This window comes from Novosphingobium sp. 18050, assembly GCF_902706195.1.
Lineage (GTDB): Bacteria > Pseudomonadota > Alphaproteobacteria > Sphingomonadales > Sphingomonadaceae > Novosphingobium.
In genome coordinates, this window is sequence record NZ_CACSJO010000011.1 from 12,751 (window position 1) to 30,442 (window position 17,692).

15 protein-coding genes are annotated in these 17,692 nt (G+C 63.5%); 2 read left to right on the plus strand and 13 right to left on the minus strand.

Annotated elements, in window-relative coordinates; genetic code table 11:
* Positions 1 to 3: 3 nt before the first annotated feature.
* Entirely contained in the window at positions 4 to 1,824 is a 1,821-nt protein-coding gene (locus GVL61_RS12380; protein WP_235037661.1) for a diguanylate cyclase, read from the plus strand.
* A 457-nt stretch (positions 1,825 to 2,281) separates the two neighbouring features.
* On the opposite strand, the gene GVL61_RS12385 is transcribed toward GVL61_RS12380, so the two are convergent.
* The 13 genes from GVL61_RS12385 to GVL61_RS12445 form a co-directional block, all read right to left on the minus strand.
* Positions 2,282 to 2,614 carry a UrcA family protein gene (locus GVL61_RS12385; protein WP_159980461.1) on the minus strand — a complete coding sequence of 111 codons (333 nt, stop codon included), beginning with the start codon at positions 2,612 to 2,614 and terminating at the stop codon, positions 2,282 to 2,284.
* Between the two features lie 130 nt (positions 2,615 to 2,744).
* On the minus strand, positions 2,745 to 3,140 hold the full coding sequence (locus GVL61_RS12390; protein ID WP_235037662.1) for a hypothetical protein: 396 nt from the start codon (positions 3,138 to 3,140) through the stop codon (positions 2,745 to 2,747).
* Positions 3,141 to 3,388: 248 nt separating this feature from the next.
* Positions 3,389 to 4,327: a LysR family transcriptional regulator gene (locus GVL61_RS12395; protein ID WP_159980463.1), complete on the minus strand. Its 939-nt coding sequence runs from the start codon at positions 4,325 to 4,327 to the stop codon at positions 3,389 to 3,391.
* A 177-nt stretch (positions 4,328 to 4,504) separates the two neighbouring features.
* Positions 4,505 to 5,443, minus strand: a complete 939-nt coding sequence (locus GVL61_RS12400) for a YncE family protein (RefSeq protein ID WP_159980465.1) — start codon at positions 5,441 to 5,443, stop codon at positions 4,505 to 4,507.
* Positions 5,444 to 5,482: 39 nt separating this feature from the next.
* Complete coding sequence (atzF, locus tag GVL61_RS12405; RefSeq protein ID WP_159980467.1) at positions 5,483 to 7,264, minus strand: allophanate hydrolase; 1,782 nt, start codon at positions 7,262 to 7,264, stop codon at positions 5,483 to 5,485.
* Positions 7,261 to 10,857: an urea carboxylase gene (gene uca, locus GVL61_RS12410; RefSeq protein ID WP_159980469.1), complete on the minus strand. Its 3,597-nt coding sequence runs from the start codon at positions 10,855 to 10,857 to the stop codon at positions 7,261 to 7,263. Before uca ends, atzF begins: the two co-directional genes overlap by 4 nt.
* Positions 10,854 to 11,492 carry an urea amidolyase associated protein UAAP2 gene (locus tag GVL61_RS12415; protein ID WP_159980470.1) on the minus strand — a complete coding sequence of 213 codons (639 nt, stop codon included), beginning with the start codon at positions 11,490 to 11,492 and terminating at the stop codon, positions 10,854 to 10,856. The genes uca and GVL61_RS12415 overlap by 4 nt, the downstream gene beginning before the upstream one ends.
* A 16-nt stretch (positions 11,493 to 11,508) precedes the next feature.
* Positions 11,509 to 12,333 carry an urea amidolyase associated protein UAAP1 gene (locus GVL61_RS12420; protein ID WP_159980472.1) on the minus strand — a complete coding sequence of 275 codons (825 nt, stop codon included), beginning with the start codon at positions 12,331 to 12,333 and terminating at the stop codon, positions 11,509 to 11,511.
* The gene (locus GVL61_RS12425; RefSeq protein WP_159980474.1) at positions 12,333 to 12,809 is read right to left on the minus strand and encodes a CopG family ribbon-helix-helix protein; all 477 of its coding nucleotides are present in this window, start codon (positions 12,807 to 12,809) and stop codon (positions 12,333 to 12,335) included. The genes GVL61_RS12420 and GVL61_RS12425 overlap by 1 nt, the downstream gene beginning before the upstream one ends.
* A 23-nt stretch (positions 12,810 to 12,832) precedes the next feature.
* Complete coding sequence (locus tag GVL61_RS12430) at positions 12,833 to 13,603, minus strand: ATP-binding cassette domain-containing protein (protein WP_159980476.1); 771 nt, start codon at positions 13,601 to 13,603, stop codon at positions 12,833 to 12,835.
* Positions 13,600 to 14,415: an ABC transporter permease gene (locus GVL61_RS12435; protein WP_159980478.1), complete on the minus strand. Its 816-nt coding sequence runs from the start codon at positions 14,413 to 14,415 to the stop codon at positions 13,600 to 13,602. Before GVL61_RS12435 ends, GVL61_RS12430 begins: the two co-directional genes overlap by 4 nt.
* A 73-nt stretch (positions 14,416 to 14,488) precedes the next feature.
* A complete protein-coding gene (locus GVL61_RS12440; RefSeq protein ID WP_159980480.1) occupies positions 14,489 to 15,571 on the minus strand; it encodes a putative urea ABC transporter substrate-binding protein in 1,083 nt (360 codons plus the stop codon).
* A 207-nt stretch (positions 15,572 to 15,778) separates the two neighbouring features.
* Positions 15,779 to 16,288, minus strand: coding sequence for a CopG family ribbon-helix-helix protein (locus tag GVL61_RS12445; RefSeq protein ID WP_159980482.1), 510 nt, complete (start codon positions 16,286 to 16,288; stop codon positions 15,779 to 15,781).
* Between the two features lie 108 nt (positions 16,289 to 16,396).
* Here GVL61_RS12445 and GVL61_RS12450 point away from each other — a divergent pair, with 108 nt between their 5' ends.
* Entirely contained in the window at positions 16,397 to 17,677 is a 1,281-nt protein-coding gene (locus tag GVL61_RS12450) for an MBL fold metallo-hydrolase (protein ID WP_235037663.1), read from the plus strand.
* The last annotated feature ends 15 nt before the right edge of the window (positions 17,678 to 17,692 follow it).

Here is a 17,692-nt window from a genome sequence, read left to right on the forward strand (position 1 = left end):
ACCATGCTGCGTCATGGTCCGGTGATGCGGATCGCGACGATTACGAACTGGGCTTATGCAACGACGGTCTGTCTGACCATCGCGGCCGGAATTACCATGGTCCTGGCCTCCAGCGCCGACCGGGTGGAGCGCGCCGCCGTCAAGCAGCGCAACGTCTTCGACGAACTGACCTTCGAGGTCGAGAACGACCTATCGCAACTGTCCGACCGGGCGCGTCTTTTCGCCATCTCGGCAGATCCCGCCCATGCCGCCGTCTACCAGCAGACGCTTGCCAGGCTGGGCTCGGTAGAGGAACGGGTCGGCAAGCTGCGCGATAACGGTGCCGGCGACGAAGAGCTTAACTCCCTGCACGAAGGCCTGCACCTCGCCAAGGGTCTGGAAGACGAGCAGCAGGCCGCCATGGCAGCGAAGCGCGCCGGGGAGGGCGAACGTGCGCGCGCTCTGGTTTTCGGGCCGGAATACGAACGCGAACTGGAACGCGTCCGCTCCCGTCTCGGCCACTTCCGCTACGTGCTGGATCAGCGCTCGGACCGCGCCATAGAGGACGCCAGCTTCGCCTCCCAGCGGCTTCGGACGGTATCCGAAATCATGGTGGCAATCACCGCGATCCTGTTCCTTTTCGTCCTCGGCTTCATCCTCAAGTACCGCATCCTGCGGCCCGTGGTCACCCTGAGCGACGTGATCAACCGCCTTGCCGATCAGGACTATGCGGTGGAAACGCCGCTATTCTCGCAGGTCGACGAAATCGGCGACATGGCCCACGCAATCCGCATCTTCCGCGAAAACGGACTGGTGCGCCAGAAACTGGAACGCCAGCGCGACGCCGACTGGCAGGTGCGTGAAATGTTAGCCCGCATGACCCAGCGCCTGCAGGGCTGCGAATCCGTCGGCGACCTGTTCACCGTCGTTCGCCTTTTCGCGCCGCGTATCGCGCCGGACCTCGCAGGGCGGCTCTACATCCTCGACAGCCGCATCGACCTGATGGTTTGCGCAGCCGAATGGCAGGGCCCACGCGGCACCGACGCGGCGTTCGGCCCGGACGGCTGCTGGGCGCTGCGCCGAGGGCAGATTCACAGCCCCGGCGGCGAAATGGTCGACGTGCCCTGCGGCCATGTCGCGTCCGAAGCCACCCAGGCGACGACCTGCGTACCCCTCACCGCACAGGGCGAGACGATCGGCCTGCTCGTCCTTGAAAACCAGATTGCCGCGCATGGCCCGGACGAATCGACCAGCGCCTACATCGAACTGATGTCGGAAACCATCGGCCTCGCTCTCGCCAACCTGAACCTTCGCGAGGCGCTGCACGAAAAGGCCCTGTTCGATTCCCTGACCGGCCTGCGCAACCGGCACGATCTTGACGAGAAACTGCGCAAGCTGGTCCTCGGCGCGGAAACGTCGGGCCTGCCGCTGGGCTGCCTGATGATGGACATCGACCGCTTCAAGAGTCTCAACGACCGCTTCGGCCACGATGCCGGAGACCTCGTAATCCGCGCGGTAGCGGGCGTCTTCGGCGGCGTGATGCGCGATGAGGGGCTAACGTTCCGCTACGGCGGCGAGGAGTTCCTGATGCTTATGCCGGGCTTCGACGAACAGCAGGCGATGGCCCGCGCCGCCCTCATCAAGGAACGTATCGGGGAACTGGCACTCGTCCACGAGGGCGTCTCGCTCGGGCCGGTCACCGTCTCGATGGGGCTGGCAGTCTATCCCTGGCACGGCCCGGCGCAGTCGCTGATCCTGACCGCCGATGCCGCGCTGCTGCGCGCAAAGGAAGAAGGACGCGACCGTATCGTGGTGGCATCGCCTCGCCGGCGCGACGCCGCCTGAGGAACGGCGCTCAGTCGCGCCGGCCAGTTCGCGGATCGCGTCGGAACCACGCTCTTCCTCTATCGCCACATGCGCGCGCGGATTTGCGCGGACGCGTTCGAGGTGCGGGTTCGAACGCGCAAATCTTCGAAAATCAACCCGGCAGGACGGCCGCCGCTTCGTGTCCTGCAGCGCCGTGGCGGCACTCCCCATGCCATCCTCGATAGCGAGAAGATGCAGCGGGCCAGGCGTTGAAGATCGGCGTCATTCGGCGGTCGAGGCCCGCGCCGAGCTGACTCAGCGACAGGTCACGGCGGATTCGACTACCCAGCCACATCGGCTGCCTGCCGATTGTCTGGCGAGCTTAATCGTTCGGCGTCCTATGCCACCGAAGACCCAGCTGGGCGGGGCAGCGGGCGCGCAAGCCCGCGCACCGCCTCCGAAAAGACCGTCCGTCCTGGTGTGGAACTGGCTAAGCTCAGCGTGCGGAAGCGAGCTGAACCTTTGAAACGCCGGAAGCATCTGCCATGCGGGCCTCGATACGCGCTTTGATATCCGCCTTCACGGCGGTCCGGCACTCACTTGCCCGCTGTTCGAGCGCGAGGTGCACGGTCGACAGACGATCGCCGCAAACGGCGCGCGCGGCCTGGTCCATGCGGATGGACAGACGCTGCTGGCCTTCCACGGTGGCGAGATCGAGACCCTGGAGTTGGACGACGGCACGATCGTGGGCGAAAGGATTTTCGTTGGGCGCTGCCGAGGCTGCGGCGGCGAAGGCGAACGGCACCAGGGCCAAAAGACCGATCTTCATCATCTTCTCCTGAACACATATCGAGGACCGCTCTAACGGCGACCGGCCCCTCATAGCGCTAGGCCGAGAAGTTGACAATCAGATGATCGGATGACCCGCACCCGACCCATAAAGCGCTTAAGCCTGGAATCTATCGGGTGCCGATGACCAGTGCGGCGAAATCCGTGACATGGCCCAGCAAACCGATCGGAAGGCCGGCCCGGCTGGTTGTTTGATCACCTGTCCGCGGGTCCATAAGCGTCACGTCGATCGTCCGCGCTCGTGGCAAGGACCATTCGCGGATCGTCTCGACCGGGAGGCTGACCCGCCAGGCCCGCTGCCCCTCAACCGCCACCGGATGACCATTGATACTGACGTCCGATGCCGCATCATCGCGGCGACCGGATACGAGAAGGCAGCTTGCCTCCCCACACGCGACCAGTTTCGTATCAGCATCCGGGGTGGCCATTGCGCCGGGGGCAAATACCGTCATCAAAGCCGCGCCGCCGACTGCCAATACTTTCGCATCGAAACGCATGAGCCGCATCAACGGTCACGCCTTTGGCGCGACGCACCGCCGATTGCCTGCGCCCGGGCTTCAATGCCCCCAAGAATGGCCTTCAGCCCGAATGCGCCGATTATCGCGGCGCTACGGGCAAGCCCTTTCCCGGTGATGGACTGGAAAATCGCTCTTGGCCTCATTCGCGTTCTTCCCCTTGCTCGGTATTTCCGAGACTGGGCAAGGAATGGTCATCAAGGCAGAGGTAAATTTGCGATGGGAGACATAGATGGAACCTATGACCTGCGCTGCACACGAATGCGCCGGAAGACCTCATCCATGAAGAGCTGGGTGGCGGTATCGCGTGCCGGTTCGGATCGGGCGAGGAGGAAAATGTCGTAGGAAGGTTCAAAATCCGCGTGAAGCAGCGGCCACAGCGCGCCCCTTGCCACCTCGGCCTGAACCGCAGGAACCGGCAGGAAACCGATGCCGACGCCGCAAACGATCAGTCGACGGGCCTCGTTTATATCCTCAGCCAGCCCGGTCACCTGCGTGCCCAGTCCATAACGGCGGCGCATATGCGTGATAGCCTCGATCTCGTCCTCTCCGGTGAGGACGAAGGCTTCGCCTTTCAGCTCCTTGGGCTGACTGATGCGATAGCCGAAAAGAGGATGGCTGCGAGCGCAGTAGAGTTGCTGCCGCTCCACGAACAATGGCTCATAAGCAAGGCTTCCCCGCACGCTGCTGTCATAGCCGATGCCAACCTCGACTTCGCCGTGCTCAAGCGCATCGAGCACCTGCCTCCAGGGCGAGACGCGGATTTCGATATGAATGTTCGGGTTGCGCCTGTGAAAACTCGCCAAGGCCTGATCGAATTCGTCGGAAACGATACCCGACACGATCTGAATACGAACGATGCCCTCGACGCGCCGCGTAGCCTGGGCAACCTGGTGCGGCACCATGCGGGCAGCCTCCAGCATATCCTCGCAAAGCGCCATGAGCGCCTTGCCGGCAGCCGTCATTTCAACGCCGTTGACGGACCGGTGCAACAAAGTGGCGCCTACGTGGTCCTCCAGCCGCTTGAGTGCAGCGCTGATACTCGGCTGCTGTTTGTTCAGCTGCCTCGCGGCGGCTCCGATACCGCCAGCCCGGACGATGTCCACAAAGGTGCGCAGCAAATTCCAGTCGACACGTTTGGCGAATTTCTCGTCGATCAACGGCGTTCGTTCGCGCATGCAGCCTCTATCCCAACGAAGCGAATCCCGGCTGTCGTAAGACCGGTCGCCAATCCTCGTCGAGAGTAGTCCGACCTTGTCGCCCAGTCATAGGTGAAATTGATGGAAATGCGCCATTCGGCGGAATTTCCATTATGGCATGAAGTTCGGGTATGACCGGGCGGGGTCGAGGCGCCGCTAACTTCCCGGTTTAGGCTTCAAGACAGACTTGGGCCACCAGGAAAGGGTGTGCTCGTCATGAGCCGAGGTCCATAAACCCGAACGCGTATAACGCAGCGCACCGCTTCCCGCGGCCTTGCCCATGCGATGTTCGATTGCCAGCGTGCCGGCATCGATCACGACAAAGACCTGATCTTCGGTAGTGCGCAGCCAGACCTTTCCGCTGCCCGTATCGATATCGCCCCACTTCAGGTTTTCGCCGACCTTGATCCGGCCGGTCAACTCACCGCTGGCAGGCTCGATGCGGGCGACGGTGCCGTCCCCCTGTTCCTGCACCCAGACCGCGCCCTCACCAGCGGCGAGAAAGCCGGGTTCCTTGCCCAGCGCCGTCTTTCCCGTAACGGTGTTCGTTTTGGGATCGATGCGCTGCAAGGACTGCTGCGCGGCGCTGACGGCCCAGAGCGATCCGTGTCCGAATGCGAGATACCATGTGCCCGGGTCCACGGTGACGGAGGCCGTGACGCTGTTGCTGGCAGGATCGACCCGCGCGATCACGCCCTTGTCGTCGCTGGCGACCCAGATCGAGCCGGCGCCGGCCGCGACGTTAAGCTCGCCCTTGGGATTGGCGATCCCGGTGGGGATCGTGGCGGTCAGTTTCGCCGTCCGTATGTCGATCCGGTTGAGCGTGCCCTTCTCGCAATCGGCGACCCAGAGCGCGCCGTGGGCGATGGTCATGGCGCCGCAGGGGTGGTCCATGGCAACTTCGGCGATCTTGCCCTTACGGGCCCAGTGTTCCACCCGCCCCTTGTTGGTGGCCCAGACCGTCTTGCCGTCTACCGCGAGGAAATCCGCAAAGCCCGGCACGGTAATGACCTGCTCGCCCTCGGCATGAGCGGCAGGCGAAATGGCGGCGATCCCGGCCGCCGCCGCCAGAACCATCAGCTCGAACTTGCGCATGTTTTCCCCCTTTGGTTTTTCCGAAGTATGCCGCCTGGATTACGCCCCGCGCGCGATATAGGCGCGCCATCCGCCAAGGCTGGTAATATCCTCAGCACCGGCCAGCGCACGCGGTTCGGCGACGAAGCCCTTGACGCTGCTGCCGTCGGCCAGCGTAACGGTGCCGATCGCGAGCGGTGCGGGAACGTCGACCACGAAGCTACCGAATTCGGCGACGCCCATTTCATACACCTCCACCTTGATCGGTGCGCCATCCTCGCTGTGCACCAGTGCGGGCTTGGGAGGCACGCTGTCCGCCATCGCATAGAGCCGGTAGGTGGGTGCGGTATCGAACGCCCCGACAAACGTGGCCTCGCGCGAGGTAAGCTGCCAGTGGAGCGGCATGTCTTTCAGATGAGCGCCTACGACGGCGAGTTTCACTGTTTGCATCTTTCCCTCAAGATCAAGTGGTGGTGGAGACGGAAGGTCTGCGGCGCCGAGATAGGCGTCCGCCGCTTCGAGCAGGGCGCGGTCGCTGTCCGCCGGGCCGATCAGGGTGATTCCGAAGCCGGTGCCGTTCGCGCGGATCCCCGCGGGAACGGCCAGCGCGGCCATGTCCAGCAGGTTCACGAAGTTGGTATAGGCTCCAAGATTGCTGTTGAGCGCAACTGGTGCAGCCAGCATTTCCGCAACACGGTACGTCGCGCCGGTCGTCGGGAATGCCATCATGTCGATGGTTTCCCAAAGCTCGTCCGCGTGGCGCTTGATCTCTGCAAGGCGATAGATGCCGCCGAACAGGTCGACCGCGCTCACCTCGGTGCCCGGCTCGACGACGCTGCGGACGACAGGATCGATGGCATCTGGATTGCTTGCCAGAATGCCGGCCATGGCGGCGGTCCGCTCGGCCACCCACGGGCCGCCGTAGAGAAGCTGCGCGGCTTCCTGCAGCGGCGCGTAGTCAATCTCCACCAGTTCCGCCCGCGCGGCCAGGTTTTCCAGCGCGCGGTCGTAGAGATATTCGGATTCCGGATCGCCGAACCAGTTGCGCTGGCTGCGGCGCGGTACGCCGATGCGGGTTTGCCCGAGCGGAATGTCGGCCAGCGGCTTTGAGTAAGGATCGGCCGGATCGAAGCCCGCCACGACCTGATCGACAAGGCGCGCGTCCGCAATATCGTCGGTGAAGACGGTGATGCAATCAAGCGTGCGGCAGGCAGGGACCAGACCGCGCGTACTCCACCGGCCCTTGGTTGGCTTCAGGCCGATCAGATGGTTAAACGCGGCAGGCACACGCCCCGAACCGGCGGTATCGGTGCCCAGTGCGAACGCCACGACCCCCGCCGCAACCGCGACGGACGACCCCGAACTGGACCCTCCGCTCACATAGCCGAGGTTGGAAGCATTGCGGGGAATGCCGTATGGACTGCGCGAACCGTTCAGCCCGGTGGCGAACTGGTCGAGATTGGTCTTGCCGATGCACAGTGCCCCAGCCGCCGTCAGGCGCTCGATCACCCCGGCCGAGCCCTCGGGACGATAGGCGAAGGCGGGGCAGGCAGCCGTCGTTTCGAAGCCCGCAACGTCGATGTTGTCCTTCACCGCGAAGGGTACACCCGCCAGCGGCAGCGCTTCTCCGGCAGTAATGCGAGCGTCGATGGCGCGCGCCGCGGCGAGAAGGTCCTCGCGCGCCGCCCGGCTGATCCATATCTGCGGCTGGACAGCGTCATAGGCGGTGGCGCGGGCCAGAGTATCCTCGGCGACTGCCACGGCGCTGGTCCGTCCCGCATTGACGGCGGCGGCGATCCCGCTCGCACTGAGGCGCTTCAGCGTAAGGGCCAATTCGGTCATGCGTGCCGCCTCAGCGCCAGCATCGGTGCGCCGGGTTGCAACGACTGCCCCTCGCGCATGTAGAGTGCCGAAACCGTGCCCTTGCCGGGGCTTTCCACCGAAGTTTCCATCTTCATTGCCTCTATGACTGCGATCTTGTCACCTGCCTCGACCTCGTCACCAGCGGCGACGAGTAGCCGCGTGACGCTGCCTCCGTAAGGCGCTTCGACGAGGTCCGATCCATCGGGAAGATCGATCGCGGCCTCTTCGGGCACATCGACCTCGGCCAGATCGGCGGCATGATCGAACTCGCCGCGCCGCTGCCATTCGGCGCGCTCCTCATCGAACGCGGCCTGTCGCCGTTCCTGAAATTCCCCGATGCCCGCTGCGTTCTCGGCCAGAAAGGCGCGGTAGTCGGCAAGGCGGAATTCGGACGGTTCGATACGGATCGAGCGGCGTCCGGCCGGAAACTCGCGGCGCCAGTCGGCAAGTTCCTCGGCGCTCACCGCATAGAAGCGGATCTGGTCGAAGAAGCGCAGCAGCCACGGCTTGCCTTCGGTGAAGGCATCCGTCTGGCGATAGGTATTCCAGACCTGGATGGTCCGGCCGAACAACTGATAACCACCGGGTCCTTCCATGCCGTAGATGCACATATAGGCGCCGCCGATGCCCACGACGTTGGGCGGCGTCCAGGTGCGCGCCGGGTTGTACTTGGTGGTGACAAGGCGGTGTCTGGGATCGACCGGGGTCGCCACCGGCGCGCCGAGGTAAACATCGCCCAGACCCAGGACGAGATAGTTCGCCTCGAAGATCAGGTTCTCCACGGCGGCGACATCGTCCAGCCCGTTGATGCGGCGGATGAACTCGATGTTATCCGGGCACCACGGCGCATCGTCGCGCACGGTCGCCATGTATTTCTCGATCGTCTCGATCGTCGCCGGATCGCGCCAACTGAGGGGCAGGTGCACGATGCGCGAGGGGATCGTGAAATCCTCGAGATCGCCCAGTCGCTCCTCGGCATCCATGAGCGTTGCCAGGGCAGATCGCGGGCCCATCGCTTCGCCGTCGAAGTGCAGCTGGAGCGAGCGGATACCGGGGACGATATCGATGATGCCGGGCAGCGCCAGTCGTTCCAGCTCCGTCATCAGGGCCTGAACCCGGATGCGCAGTTCGATGTCGAGTACGATCGGGCCGTATTCGACCAGGATGTTCCGGTCGCCCTGCTGGCGATAGACGGTGCGCGGCCGTCCGGGCTCTTCTGCGATCTCGGCCAGAATGGGCGACAGCGTTTCCACCGCGCGGGCCTGAGTCGGTGCGGGCACGTCGCCGGTTCCGACGAGCTTGCGCTGCGCCGCATCCGCTTCGGTCGCATCCGCTATATTCACCGGCGCGAAGCGCAGCCTGTCACCGGGTGTCAGCTGTCCGATCTTCCAGCGGTCGGCAGCGATCACCACGAATGGGCAGACGAACCCGCCCAGCGAAGGACCATCGGGGCCAAGGATGATCGGCATGTCGCCGGTGAAATCGACGGCGCCGATTGCATAAGGGTTATCGTGGATGTTGGAGGGGTGCAGCCCCGCCTCACCGCCGTCCGTGCGGGCCCAGCGCGGCTTGGGGCCGATAAGGCGCACACCCGTGCGGTTGCTGTTGTAGTGGACGCGCCATTCGGCCGCGAGGAACGACTGGACATCATCGTCCGTGAAGAAGTCCGGTGCGCCATGCGGGCCATAAAGGACTCGCAAGGTCCAGTCAGTCGAGATTTCCGGCAAGACTACCGAAGCCAGGCCTTCATCGGTGCCCTCGCCGCCCAGATGCAGCGTGTCGCCTGCCAGCAGCCGGCGCGCGCCATGACCGCCGAACTGGCCGAGTTCAAAGGTGCTGCGGCTGCCCAGATAAGGCGAGATATCAAGACCGCCGGCGAATAGCACATATCCGCGCATGCCTCCTGTCGAGGCGCGGCCCATGGCCAGCGTCTGCCCGGCGCCTACCTCGATGGGAACGCCGCGCAAAACCGGCGCGCCGTCTAGTGTCGCGCCGAAATCGGCGCCCATGATGCAGATTCGCGCAGGTGCCACGAAAGCCAGCGTCGGCCCCGTCACGGTCGCTTCCAGACCTGCCGTGCCTTCGGGGTTGCCAAGCAGCCGGTTTCCAAGGCGGAACGACTGGTCGTCCATCGGCCCCGATGGCGGCACCCCGACGGCCCATAGCTTCTGACGGCCCGGCCAGTCCTGCACGGTCGTTGCCGTACCCCCGCTCACCACCCGGATCGAACGGGGCTCATAGGCGATGGCGTCGAGCACGCGGGTCGAAACTTCGCCGCTGACAAATGCCGGACAGCGCACCACGTCGCGCAGCCAGCGCAGGTTCGTCTCGATGCCGTCCGCCCGGCTCCCGTCGAGCGCAGCCTGAGCGGCCTCGACCGCTTCGGCGCGGGTCGGCGCGTGGACGATCAGCTTTGCCAGCATGGGATCGTACCAGGCGCTGACCGTGCTGCCCGACGTGCACCATGTCTCGACACGGATGTCGGACGGGAACTCCAGTGCTGTAAGCGTGCCCGAAGTCGGCCGATAGTCGAGCGATGGGTCTTCCGCGTAAAGGCGCATCTGCACCGAATGGCCTTGCGGGGTCGGCGCTTCACGGTCGAGGAAAGCGAAGTCACCGGCAGCGCCGCGCACCATCCACTCAACCAGATCGATGCCCATCACCGCCTCGGTGACGCCGTGCTCCACTTGCAGGCGGGTGTTCATCTCCAGGAAGAAGAACTGCTCACGGTCGGCATCATAGAGGAATTCGACTGTTCCCGCCGACCGGTAGTGCGCCGCTTCCCCAAGCCGGACTGCGGCGCCGATAAGCTGCGCACGCACGCTTTCCGGCAGGAGCGGCGCGGGTGCTTCCTCAACAACCTTCTGGTTGCGCCGCTGCAGCGAACAGTCGCGTTCGCCCAGCGCCATGACCCGGCCCTCGCCGTCACCGAAAAGCTGGACCTCGATGTGACGCGCGCGTCTGATGTAGCTTTCGAGGAAGACGCTGGCATCGCCGAAATTGCTTTGACCTTGCCGGGCAACAGCTGCGAACCCTTCGCGCAGTGCCTGCTCGTCCTCGCACACGCGCATGCCGATACCGCCGCCGCCCGCTGTCGCCTTCAGCATCACGGGGAAGCCGATCTGGCGCGCGGCCAGAACTGCTTCATCCTCGTCTGTGAGCAGTCCGGTGCCCGGCGCCAGCGGAACATCGTGGGCAGCGGCCAGCGCGCGGGCGCTGTGCTTCAAGCCGAAAGTGCGAATGTTCTGCGTGGTGGGACCGACGAAGACGATGCCGGCTGCCGCGCAGGCCTCGGCAAATTCGACGTTCTCGGCCAGGAAGCCGTAGCCCGGATGGATCGCCCCGGCACCCGTCTTGCGGGCAGCCTCCAGGATCGCGGCAACGTTCAGGTAGCTGTCGGACGCCCGCGCGCCGCCGATGCAGACGGCCTCGTCCGCTTCGGAAACGTGGTTCGATCCCTCGTCGGCCTCGGAATAGACGGCAACGGATTTGAGGCCCATGCGCCGCAGGGTGCGGATGATGCGGGTGGCGATCGCGCCCCGGTTCGCGATCAGAACGGTGTCGAAGCTCATGCGGCGGTAACGATCATGCGCACGGGCGTCGGGTTGAAACCGTTGCAGGGGTTGTTGACCTGCGGGCAGTTGGAGACGACGACGACGACGTCCATTTCCGCACGCAGGTCAACAGTCAGGCCCGGCGCGGAAATACCGTCGACGATGCCCAGCGACCCGTCCGGCTCGACCGGTACGTTCATGAAGAAGTTGATGTTGGAGACGATGTCCCGCTTGCCCCGGCCCTCGGTGAGATTGGCCTCAAGGAAGTTCTCGACGCAGGCGTGTTCGGCCTTGGTATGATGGCCATAGCGCAGGGTGTTGGACTCGCACGAACAGGCCCCGCCGATGGTGTCGTGATAGTCGACCGAGGTTGCCGCGATGGTCATCATAGGCCGTCCCTCGTTGGACAACAGCGCTGTGCCGGCGCGCAGGAACAGGTTCCCTTGCGCAGAAACGGTATCCTGAGCGCTGTAACGCTCGGCATCGTCGTGAGCCGAATAAAGCAGAAAATCGACGGCCTGATTACCTTCGAGGTCGACGATGCGAAGTGTCTGGCCGGCAGCGATGTGGTGCAGCCACGGCGCCCGTGCGGGTACGACCACGTCGTGGATCACGGCGCCGGCCAGGCTGGACAGATGGGGATCAGCGGTCATTGAAGCCTGTCCTTATTCAGCGACGGAAGTAGTCTTCGGCATTCTGGAAGGCACGAAGCCCTTCCGGCGTGGCAATACGCACCGGATCGTCATCCGGCGTCACCGCACCGCGCCAGGCCGAGGCCCGCAGCGGGGTCACCGTCCACTCCTCACGCGGGTCGAGCACATGCGGACAGTTCGCGATCACCACGATGACGTCCATTTCCGCGCGCAGCACCACGCTACGGCCGGGTGCAAACGGCCCGATCTGCGGTGTTATCGTGCCGTCAGCCTCGATCCGCGTGCCCTTGAACAGCGTGACGCACGGGTGCACGTCGCGGCGACCAAGGCCGTGCTTGGCGGCGCCCAGCAAGAAGCGATCGCGCCCGCTGGGGCAGGCGCCGCTATTGCTGCCGTCGCCGTACTTCGCTGCATTGGTGGCGGCGTTGGACGTTCCGCAGAACGTGTCATGCGTGCCCGCATCGTCTTCCAGGATGCTGAGGAGTACGCGGCCCATGTCCGACAGCAGCAGCTTGCCCGCGCCAAGATAGGCGTTCCACTGCACCTTCACGGTGTCCGCCACGTTGAGCCGTTCGGCCGGCATCTCCGCATTGAAGACCAGCAGAGAAGCACAGGCATCGCCCTTCAAGTCGATCAGCCGCAGGCGTGCACCGCGCGACAGCCGGCGCGTGGCATAACCGCCGGCGGCGATCGTTTCTTCCCACAGCAGATCCGCCCCATCCACCCCGAGCGGCAGGTCTTGAGCCACCGGAGGCAGTATCGGCATGCTCTCGGTCACGGTGCCTTCCATGCCCCGCGCGTGATCGCGGGCGGCTAGCGGGTTCGCCAGAGTATCGGTCATCAAATCACTCCGATCGGTTTGGAGGTGCCGGGTTCCTGTTCGTGCAGAGGCGGCAGGAGCGAAGTCGTGGTGACAAGCTCAAGCTGCTGTACCCCGCGCACCCGCCGGATGGCGTCGCACAGTTCCTTCAGCCTCACGGCGGGGCCCTGCACGAGCAGGACTTCGAGGGACTGGTCATCCTCCAGCACGATATGCTGCGAGGAGATGACCTCCTTGAGATACGTGGCCTGCGTCTGCGAAAGCAGGTGCCGCACACGGCCGCGCTCGCTGCGGTAAACAAGGGTAATCGTGCCGGCGAGCATCTCGTCCGGACGGGTAAGCGATTCATGCTCTGCAAGAGCATGGCGGATCAATTCGGCGATGAGCTGCGAACGCGAAGGCAGGCCGCGTTCTGCCACCATCGTGTCAAGCTGTCGGAAGAGGTCTGCCGGGAGACTCATGCTGAGCCTGGCGAGGCTTGCGGATTCGGAGCTCATGTACAGGGTCTCTCAATTATTACTTATTCAGTCAATGGTAATACCGTATGGTTTTCGAGAGAATTTTCGGTCCGGTCGCGCATGGGCAGATCGTAGATTGCGGTCGCGCCGAAACGGTGGGGTGCGTGCGGATCATGGCGGCGCTTGTCGAGCGCGAGCACACGGGTTCCCAGTGTAAAGGCTTCGCGGATATCGTGCGTTACCATGATGATGGTCAGTGAATAGTCGCGCCACAAACTGCGAATAAGCGTGTGCATGTCGGCCCTGATGCCGGGATCGAGCGCGCCGAATGGCTCGTCCAGCAACAGGATACGGGGCCGCTTCACGAGCGCCTGGGCAATCGCCAGTCGCTGCTGCATGCCGCCGGACATCTGGGCGGGGAAAAGGTGCATACTGTCACCCAACCCCACCGCCGTCAGCATCGTGGCAGCTTCGTCCTTGGCGGCGCGGCGTGCAGCGCCAAACAGCCGTCCCGTAAGAGGGGCCTGCTCGCATTCCATGCCCAGGATCGTGTTCCGCAGCGCCGACAGATGCGGAAACACCGAGTAGCGCTGGAAAACCACGCCCCGGTCGGGGCCGCATTCCGGTGCCAGCGGCGTCCCGTCGAGCAGGATGGTGCCGCGTGTCGGCGCTTCCTGCCCCAGGATGAGGCGCAAGACACTGCTCTTGCCGGCACCCGAAGGCCCTATGATCGACACGAAGGATCCGGCCGCAATATCGAGGTCCAGTTTCTCGATGACGATCCTGTCGCCATATTCGACCCACACGTCGCGAAGACTGAGTAGCGTGCTCAATGGCTCTCTCCGTGCGCCCAGGGGAACAGCCGCTGGCTCAGGAAATTCAGCGTTACGTCCATGACGATCGCCAGGATCGCAATCCAGGCGACGTAAGGGAGGATCACGTCCATCGACAGGTAGCGCCGAACGAGGAATATCCGGTAGCCGAGGCCGACGTCGGACGCGATCGCCTCCGACGAGATCAGGAACACCCATGCCGGACCGAGCGACAGGCGCATCGCCTGAAGAAGCCGCGGCATTGCCTGCGGCAGGGCCACCCGGATAATCACCTGCCAGCTGCTCGCCCCAAGAGTCTGCGCCTTGATGATCTGCTCCCTAGGGAGAGCGGCCACGTGGGCCGCGATGTCACGGATCATGACCGGCGCGATACCCACAACGATCAGGGCGACCTTGGCGGTCTCACCCAGACCCAGCGCGATGAACAAAATGGGCAGCAGGGCAATCGGAGGGACGACCGCGATACCTGTCACCAGCGGTCCCAGAGCGGCGCGCACCGGCGGCAAGGCGCCAAGGGCAAGGCCAACGACGATCGCCATGACCGTGGAAATACCAAGGCCGATACCCAATCGCTGCAGGCTCGCCAGCGTATCCGCCCAGAACAGCAGCTGTCCTGTAAGCTGGTCCGGCTGGAAGATCAGCGCGGCCATGCTCTGCGCCATGCTGCCCGGCAGGGGCAAGATCTTGTCTGCCGGGTTTGCGGCGTGGCGACTTGCAGCCATGACGATGTAGAGCACCGCCAGAAGCAGGATCGGCAACGCGCCGAGCATCACACGGTCGCCTCGCCCGATTTGACGATTCACCCAACGCATTTCGTCATTCCATCTTGAAAAATCGGGCCATCTTGAAAAATCGGGCCATCTTGAGAAAGCCGGATTAAAGCCGTCAGAGCTTTCCGTCGGCCGCCAGCTTCATGTAGCTGTCGTCGAAGCGCAGCGTCACATGCTGGGCATCGCCAAGCGTCTTGCCGCCCGGAAACGACATGCCCACCGCGTCAGCGGAAGCAGCACCCTTGAACAGGCCCTTGGAGAAGCTGAAATCGCGCACGCGCGTCATCGTCGTCACCAGCGCCGGGGCGGAGGTAGCCGCTACCGCAGCCTTGGGGTCGGCATACAGGTAGGTTGTGGTGAGCTGACTGTCGAAAGCCTCCGGTGTCGCCCCTGCCAGCTTGGCCATTCCCGAGCGCGCGGCCTTGCCCTCGGCATCCTGCCGCTTCATCAGCGCCACGGTGTCGTACCAGATTCCGGCGAGCGCCTTGCCCAGATTGGGATTGGCCTTGAGCGTGGCGGTATCGACGACCAGCAGGTCGAGAATTTCCCCCGGAATATCGGCCGAACTGAACACTTCCTTCGCGCCCGGCTGTGCCTTCATCGTGGACAGCTGCGGGTTCCAGGCAACTGCCGCAGTAACATCAGGGCTGGCGAAAGCGCCGACGATGTCGGCATCGCCGGTGTTCATCGTCTTGACGTCGCTCATCGACAGGCCGACCGAACTCAGGCCGCGCGCAAGGAGATAGTGGGAAACCGAAAGCTCGACGAGGTTGACCTGCTTGCCCTTGATGGACTTCAGGTCGCCTGAGCCCTTCATCAGGATACCATCGTTACCGTTCGAATAATCGCCGACAATGATGGCGCTGGTATCCTTGCCGCCGGCTGCGGGGATCGTCAGGGCATCCATATTGGCAACGGTTACGCCGTCCAGCTTGCCAGCGGTGTATTGATTGACCGATTCGACGTAGTCGTTGACCTGAACGATGTTGATCTTGATGCCGTACTTGTCGGCCCACTTCTTCACGATGCCGGCCTGCTGGGCATAGGGCCAGGGCATCCACCCGGCATAGATCGACCATCCGATATTGAATTCGGTGCGCTTTGCCGAAGCATCGCCTGATGTCTGCGAGCAGCCGGCGGTGAGAAGCGCTCCCGCCATCATTGCGACCTTGGCTATTCTACGGATCGATACGATCATGACTCGGGTCCCCTTTCGCAATGCAGCATCGCCGCGATTCGAAAGGTTGTCCATCAGAAAATATTACGTCATGTTGATTCTGTAATACTGAACAGACGTAGGCGCGGCGCAGAGCCAATGCACATCGACACAAAGCGCGGCGATGATATCCCTGCGGTCGTCACATCGGGAAGAACGGTTCCGGCTCCGCGAGAAGCCGGCGTTCGATCATGCGGCGATTTCGCTCTTGGGTTGCGGCTTGCGGGGACGCGCGGCATCTTCGTGCTCACGGCCTTCCTGCTCGTGGAGCGGCGGCAGCAGCGCGGTCGTGGTAACAAGCTGAAGCTGATGCACACCGCGAATGCTGCGCAATGCGTCGCACAGGTCTTTCAACCGGGTTGCCGGCCCCTGCACCAGTAAAACTTCGAGCGACTGGTCATCCTCGAGAAAGACGTGCTGCGAGGAGATGACTTCTTTCAGATACTCGGCCTGACTCTCGGCGAGTTGCTGCCGCACCCGGCCCCGGTCTCCCCGGTAGACGAGCGTGATCGTGCCCGCGAGCATCTCTTCGGGACGGGTCTGCGCCTCATGCTCGGCAAGGGCATGGCGGATCAGCTCGGCGATAAGCTGCGAACGGGAAGGCAGGCCGCGCTCTTCGACCATGACGTCCAACTGGCGAAACAGTTCGGCTGGAAGGCTCATGCTGAGCCGGGCAAGACTGCCGGGGTCGGTGCTCAAGCTGCTTCCCTCTCAACCATCATCACTATTCCTCAAGTGCAAAAACGTTAGTCCAGCCCGGCGAACCGGTTGGACGGGGACAGATCGCTGCGATGCTGCGCCAGTTCCGTGCACGGGTATTACGGCATCCCCTATATCATGTCCGAAGATTATGACAGCCGCCATGGGATGAGCGGAACGCGCCTGTCCACAATGCCACGCCCCACCAGCAATATTACCATTGCACAAAAATGTAATATCGATATCTTTTTGGTGGTTCGGACGGAATTCTGCCGCTCGAAGTCGATTTTGGGGAATTCTGTGGCGCAGGGTTCGGTCTACAATCCAGCATTATCCGGTAATTCGCAGTCCGCCACCGGACGGGCATATCCGAACGGCAATCCCGAACTGGGCTACAATCCGCCGGGCGTGCGCAACACCGACAGCGCCGTACCCCTGCACCGCAGCAAGCCAGTGGTTCACGATTACGCCTGTGACGGCCCCGCCCCCGGAGCCTTGGGCTTCCGCTGGACTTACGGGTCCAACGTTGCCGCAAGGAACCGCGATCCGCGCGTTCAGGTCGTACAGTACAACGAGGACACCTTCGTGCTGCGCCAGAATGTCTGCGTACATTGGGAGGCGCCCTTCACTTACCTGCTGTTCGGCAACAACGGCGCCTTGCTGATCGACACCGGGGCCACCGCCACGCCTGCCCATTACCCGTTGCGAGAGACCGTCGACGCCATCATTACGCGTTGGGGACAGGCGCGGGGCCGTAGCAAGGTTCCCCTGACCGTCGCCTTGACCTCGGGCGAAGACATCGCGCAAAATCAGGGGCTGGCCCAGTTCGCCGGGCGGGCAGACACCACCATCGTTCCAAAGCCATTGCCCGTAATGCAGCGTTTTTATGGCCTCCAAAGCAGTTGGCCCTCAGGCACCGGCCGGATCGATCTCGGCGACCGGGTGATAGAGGTGATCCCGACACCGGGCACGCACAAGGACGGCGTGACTTTCTACGATCCCTATTGCCAGTTTCTCTTCACCGGCGACCTGCTGTTTCCCGGCAAGATCAATATCGGCAACGATAGCGATTTCATTGCATCGCTTGAGCGCTTGAAGGCATTCGCAGGCAAGCAAGGGATAAAATGGCTCCTTGGCGGCCACGTCGAAATGATGTTCGTGCCCGGAAAATACTATCCGCGCTTTGCGACCTACAAACCCTATGAGCGCGTGCTGGAAATGGTGCCGGCACTGATCGACGAGGCGCTCCAGTATGCCCGCGAGGTGCAGGGCAAGGACATGATGCTCATCCGCCCCGATTTCGCGTTTTTCAACGGCGTCAGTCCCGACCAGCGAACACAGGTCTGGCCCGAGGGCGTACCGAATATCAATCCCCCTCGTCCATTCTGACGACAAGGAGAGCAG